At 39.9% G+C, this 396-nt stretch carries 1 protein-coding gene; it reads right to left on the bottom strand.

Features of this window, described 5'->3' with window-relative positions:
- A partial coding sequence (locus CHH91_RS17935) for a metal ABC transporter solute-binding protein, Zn/Mn family (protein ID WP_176465849.1) occupies nucleotides 1-322 on the bottom strand: 322 nt, incomplete at its 3' end.
- Nucleotides 323-396 lie beyond the last annotated feature (74 nt).

The raw sequence follows: 396 nt of genomic DNA, 5'->3' as shown, positions 1-396 counted from the left end.
CGTTCTCGACTGTGTTTAATAGACTTGAAACCCAATGTTCCATTTCTTCACTACTATATACAAATACTTCTGCCTCATTAACAGCCGCTACATCTTGGGCACTTGGTTCATAATGATGGGCATCTTCTCCAGCCGAGACCATTAGTGATACGTCTGCACGATCCCCTGCAACTTGTTGAGCAAATTCATACATTGGATAAAACGATGTTACAACGGATAACTTCTCACTAGCAGTGTTTTCGTCTTCATTTTGGTTACAGCCTATAAGAGTGGAACACACAAGCGAACTAAACAAAATGGTGGCGAACCGATTGCCTTTCATCCTATATTCTCCTCACATTAGTACTAATTTCAGCTATATAATGAATCTTTGCGACAGAGATTAATGTGCTAACA

This window comes from Virgibacillus sp. 7505, from assembly GCF_002272135.1.
Classification (GTDB): Bacteria; Bacillota; Bacilli; order Bacillales; family Amphibacillaceae; genus Terribacillus.
This window is presented reverse-complemented; position numbering and strand designations above follow the sequence as displayed.